This is a genomic window from Moorena sp. SIO3B2 (assembly GCF_010692525.1).
Taxonomy (GTDB): domain Bacteria; phylum Cyanobacteriota; class Cyanobacteriia; order Cyanobacteriales; family Coleofasciculaceae; genus Moorena; species Moorena producens.
The window spans coordinates 1-4,366 of record NZ_JAAHHE010000445.1 but is presented as its reverse complement, the minus strand read 5'-3'; the positions used below and the strand labels follow the sequence as shown (position 1 = coordinate 4,366).

Sequence of the window (4,366 nt, the reverse complement as noted above, 5' to 3'; positions counted from 1 at the left end):
GCTAGAAAGCGCGAACTAAAGGCAGAAGCAAGCATTGAAGCGGCACGTCAGAGTTTGGAAGACAAAATTGCCCAGCTCAATTCAGCCATTGACGATGTACGTCAACAAGTCAGCACAGTGAAAGGTACAGCTGAGGCAAATACACATGAACGGGTGCTTGAGCCATGAAATAATTCTGTTTTAGGCATTTTAAAGCTGTACTGCATTGGTCTTCAGGCACAGGGTGATCTAAATCCGTTAAACTTAACATCAAGGCATAACACTCATACAAACTTACTAAGAAAGCTTATAAATCTATGGCTACAGAACTGCTCACCAGCACTCTCCAGAGCTTTATCCAAATCTATCTAGTTCTATTAATTGTCCGAATTCTGTTAACTTGGTTTCAAACAATGGATTGGGCGAATCAGGTCGCTTCTGTCTTAAGTCCAATTACTGACCCTTACCTGAATATTTTCCGTTCCTTCATTCCACCCCTTGGAGGTATAGATTTTTCCCCCATAGTGGCGATTTTTCTTCTACAAATTGTAGCTGGGCTGTTTTAGCATAGCCGTGATCAACAGCTGTAATCAGAATAGTAAGTTCTAATCCTTGTTCACAGTATCAAATTAGCGTGCTCTAAATTTAGCTTATCTAGAATAGGTAAAGGATAAATGGGAAAACGATGCATAGGTGCGACCCGTGGCGAATTAAATTACGGGTCAGGCGCACCTAAGCCGTCTTGGTGAGGTGACCTTACCAAGATGGCGCTGCATCAAGACAGGGGCGACAGCACTTAAGCCTGAACCAGTCAACGACCAATTCTGTTCCTAAAACCGGATGCCTTAAAACCCTTAAGGATCAGAGGCGTTTTTACATTAGCAGGAACCGTAACCTGGATTTCAAAATCACTGGTTCCTGGTTCCACTTCATCAATTAACCCCACGCGACCCCGATTTGGGAAGGTATTATTGCCATTGGCATCCAAGATACGACCAAAAACATCAGCATCAAACACCTTTCTGCCAGTGGGATTCTTGGCTTTACCCTTGATCAGATAGCAACTAGCCTGCCTAGCCGAACCCCCACCACTGATCACCCTGCCTTTCCCAATTTCTAAGGGACACTCCTGGGAAGACAAGTTGGAGAGTTTAATGCGGATCACAGCCAACGCAGGGGGAGCAAATGCCGAGCTGATCACCCAAATCAGACAAGCTACAGCAGTAGCAGTTAACCAATTTCGCAATCCCATAAAGCCCACCAAAAATTTACCGATTATAGCTACTTTACATGTAAATTGGATAGGGTTTAGCTTGAAGCAGAGAAAATATTGTTAACTATAGGTAATACTGAATAGCTAACACTGAAGTGGATGGGTCAAAAGCTCAGTGTAAAATCAGTAACCATTACCAAGATTTGGGGGGAAGGTAGAACTTTTCTAGGGATAACCCTGACCAAACAATACGCGATCGCACTAGCAAAACTCCTAAGGTAATTATTCCCAAACTGACAGCTCTGAGATGGTTGTTTCCAGTCAAAGCTAACTGTCCCAGGTAGCTCGAACCAATCATCACGGCATGAATTGCAGCTAGGACTAAAGCAGGGATACTCAATAAATGAATCCGTCGCCAAAGCTTGCCCAAACCCTTCTGTAAGTGGTCAAAACTCGTGAGAGCCGCTGGGGTAATCAACACGAGGGCTAAAATTCCTGCTAACAGACCCCACTTATGCTGCGGTAGCATAAACCCCATAGCATCTAACTTCCAGTTCAAGGCATGGTCTAGCCTAAAAAATGTATGAGCGATCGCCAACACAAATGCCCCCACTCCTAAAGCCCGACGATAGCGTAACAGCCCAGCCCACAAACGACTAATCGGACGAGCAATCAAAGCTAACATCAGTAACAGCAGCGCCCCATGACCGGTGTAATCCACCATAGCATCGGTACGGAGAAGGGTTAAAATACCAATCGTGAGGGTAACCCAGCCTCCTAGGCGAAACAGCTGGCTGCGCTTGCTAACACTGAGTCTAGATGCAGATACACCCACTCCTAGCATCATGGGCATCGTTCCCAGTCCAAAGGCCAGCATCGTTGCTGCTCCCCACCAAAGATTACCCATTTCCGCTGCTTTAATCTGAGCAGCATACAGGAATCCACAAGGCATCAAACCCCAGACTCCTCCTAAAAGGGCTGGTGTCCACCACTGAGATTCCCCAGACAATTTAGTCATCGCGACCGTCAGCCGTTGATGCCCAATCCCTTTAGATAGGGGGTGTAATAGGGGCAGACGGGGAATCCAATCGGGTTTAAGCTGCACACAGCCAAACCAAATAAGCATTAAACCAGTCAGAATTGCCATGGCTTGGCGCAATCCACTGCCAATCCCAGCCAACTGACCACTAGCAATCAAGACCGAACCCATACCCCCAAGTGCAGCTCCGACAAGAGCATAACTAATTGTTCGTCCTAGGTTAAGGAGACTATGAAAACCCAGCTGATGGAGCCACTTTGGAGACTTTTCCTGCTGCTGAGATAGGGAAAACGCCACTGTCAGAGGTCCACACATTGCCACACAGTGACCAAAACTGCCCAGAAACCCTAGGGTCATGACCAGCAGCAAATCTAAAACCATTCCGTGCTTATGTTCCTTAGCTATAAGACTATGGTAAATATTATCATCAGCCATTCATCCTTATTGTGAACTTATAGCAATTTATAATCAAAAGATTCATGTGTGATCTTCGATATCCTCTGTATCTCCGGCATTTTCTGGTTAGGAGCTAAGAGCATCTTTGAAGAAATCTTAGCATTAAGAGTTAACCCCCATGACCATTCAACTGCGATCCCACATTTCCTCTACTGAAAACTCAGCACTCAGAACTGAGCAGTATTTTCCGATAATTTCTCACAACATTAAAACCTCTGCCGATGTCGGTGCTACCTTCCACATTGAACCCAATCACAATCCTCGCGCTAGAGAACCTGCTCTAGCATGGTTTGCCCTTACTCGCCAAGGGGGACAACTCATTCCCCTAGAGCAATGTGACTGTCAATTAGTGGTTTATTCTAAATCCTCATCAGACCAAGGGAATTCCCCTATCCTTGAGCCACAGCTCAAAGCTATATCAGCTGAAAAATACCTTGGTATTCCTGGAGCTGATCTAGTCTTTCCTAAAGCGGGAGTCTATGAGTTAGTCTTAAGCGGTACTCCTAAATCAGGAGCTAGTTTTAAGCCATTTGAGATCAAGTACGACGTTACAGTCACTCCTGGGAAAAAAACTGCGACTGTGCCAAGTCCTACCACTGAACCTGAATTTAACCAGCACTCAGAATCCTTTTCAGAATCCTTCGAGGATACTGCACCATCAGAGCCTCAATTATTACAGTGGTGGTTGCCCATAGGGATTTTTGCCTTACTCATCCTAGGTATAGGAAGTGTGTTGTTATGGAAAAAGGCAACCGGAAAAAAGTAAATATAACCCTACCTTCTACTAGGCAGTGGCGGGAAAACTACCACCGATAAAGTGAATATCACTAAAGGTTTCGATCCACAGACGAGCACCACAATCAAGAGGGTGATCCGGTTGATACACAATCCGACACGGACCAAGAATTTCGACCTGGTTGCCGTATAGATTGTTGCCGCTTCGTTTCACTGAAATCACTGGCTGACGCTCTTCGGGACGTTTAGTTTTGTTGCTACCAATGCGATTGCGATTGACATTGATCTTAGCTAGAGCCGGAGGACGACTTTTACGCCACTTGCCCTTTGGGCCACGGCTGCCCTTGATGATTTGCGGTAAATGATTGAACAGAGGAATAATCCAGAATTTGCCGCTTTTATAGGCACCCCGGACGCGACCGTCTTGGAGGAGTTGTCTCAATCGTCTAGAAGATATTCCTAACAGAGATGCTGCTTCAGTAGTACAAACGCACTTGTTCATCAGTTAACTCTAAACTTGATTTGATTAACTATTCCGACATATGTAGTATAATGAAAATCGACCATTAATGTCAAGTTGTGCTTAACTGGAATAACTTTTTGTTGAAAGAGGGGATTTATCCTATTCTTAGTGAAGTGTTGGGATCCATCCTGCTAGGAATTTTTACTCAATAGAGCTAGGAACCGAAAATAGAAAGAAAATCGAAAGATATAATAATTCTTTAATAATTCTTAATTAACTAATAATTATCAAATGAACATTCTAAGTAACCTGCTTTCAGGAGTCACTAATCCCTCTAATCCCTCCCGTCCCAAGAAAAAACGCCGACGGATTGAAATCAAATCTGAGCGTGAAATTGAGATCATGCGGCAGGCGGCAACTATTGTGGCAACAGTACTCAAAGAAATTTCTGAAATGGTTGAGCCAGGAATGAGCACAGCGG

The 4,366-nt window shown here is 44.6% G+C and carries 6 protein-coding genes and 1 pseudogene; 4 read left to right on the top strand and 3 right to left on the bottom strand.

Features of this window, described 5'->3' with window-relative positions:
• Window positions 1–54 precede the first annotated feature (54 nt).
• Window positions 55–168 carry a hypothetical protein gene (locus F6K38_RS44550; RefSeq protein WP_502709633.1) on the top strand — a complete coding sequence of 38 codons (114 nt, stop codon included), beginning with the start codon at window positions 55–57 and terminating at the stop codon, window positions 166–168.
• A 128-nt stretch (window positions 169–296) separates the two neighbouring features.
• A complete protein-coding gene (locus F6K38_RS35780; protein WP_008179693.1) occupies window positions 297–545 on the top strand; it encodes a YggT family protein in 249 nt (82 codons plus the stop codon).
• A 245-nt stretch (window positions 546–790) separates the two neighbouring features.
• Here the strand turns inward: F6K38_RS35780 and F6K38_RS35775 are convergent, their stop codons facing one another.
• Together F6K38_RS35775 and F6K38_RS35770 are read right to left on the bottom strand one after the other, a co-directional pair.
• Window positions 791–1,231 (bottom strand): hypothetical protein, encoded by a 441-nt coding sequence (locus tag F6K38_RS35775; RefSeq protein WP_287311221.1) that lies wholly within the window; start codon window positions 1,229–1,231, stop codon window positions 791–793.
• A 154-nt stretch (window positions 1,232–1,385) separates the two neighbouring features.
• Complete coding sequence (locus F6K38_RS35770; RefSeq protein ID WP_008179691.1) at window positions 1,386–2,666, bottom strand: urease accessory protein UreH domain-containing protein; 1,281 nt, start codon at window positions 2,664–2,666, stop codon at window positions 1,386–1,388.
• Window positions 2,667–2,805: 139 nt separating this feature from the next.
• Between F6K38_RS35770 and F6K38_RS35765 the strand changes: the two genes are divergently transcribed.
• Window positions 2,806–3,453: a hypothetical protein gene (locus F6K38_RS35765; protein ID WP_287251941.1), complete on the top strand. Its 648-nt coding sequence runs from the start codon at window positions 2,806–2,808 to the stop codon at window positions 3,451–3,453.
• Window positions 3,454–3,471: 18 nt separating this feature from the next.
• Here F6K38_RS35765 and F6K38_RS35760 read toward each other — a convergent pair whose 3' ends face one another.
• A complete protein-coding gene (locus F6K38_RS35760) occupies window positions 3,472–3,924 on the bottom strand; it encodes a MerR family transcriptional regulator (RefSeq protein WP_287251943.1) in 453 nt (150 codons plus the stop codon).
• Window positions 3,925–4,176: 252 nt separating this feature from the next.
• Between F6K38_RS35760 and F6K38_RS35755 the strand changes: the two are divergent.
• Window positions 4,177–4,366, top strand: a pseudogene (locus tag F6K38_RS35755) (type I methionyl aminopeptidase); the annotation flags it as partial.

Bases quoted from the DNA above. Each gene is read 5' to 3' on its own strand.
- F6K38_RS35760 (WP_287251943.1), bottom strand. From the start codon at position 3,924: ATGAACAAGTGCGTTTGTACTACTGAAGCAGCATCTCTGTTAGGAATA.
- F6K38_RS35775 (WP_287311221.1), bottom strand. From the start codon at position 1,231: ATGGGATTGCGAAATTGGTTAACTGCTACTGCTGTAGCTTGTCTGATT.
- F6K38_RS35770 (WP_008179691.1), bottom strand. From the start codon at position 2,666: ATGGCTGATGATAATATTTACCATAGTCTTATAGCTAAGGAACATAAG.
- F6K38_RS35780 (WP_008179693.1), top strand. From the start codon at position 297: ATGGCTACAGAACTGCTCACCAGCACTCTCCAGAGCTTTATCCAAATC.
- F6K38_RS35765 (WP_287251941.1), top strand. From the start codon at position 2,806: ATGACCATTCAACTGCGATCCCACATTTCCTCTACTGAAAACTCAGCA.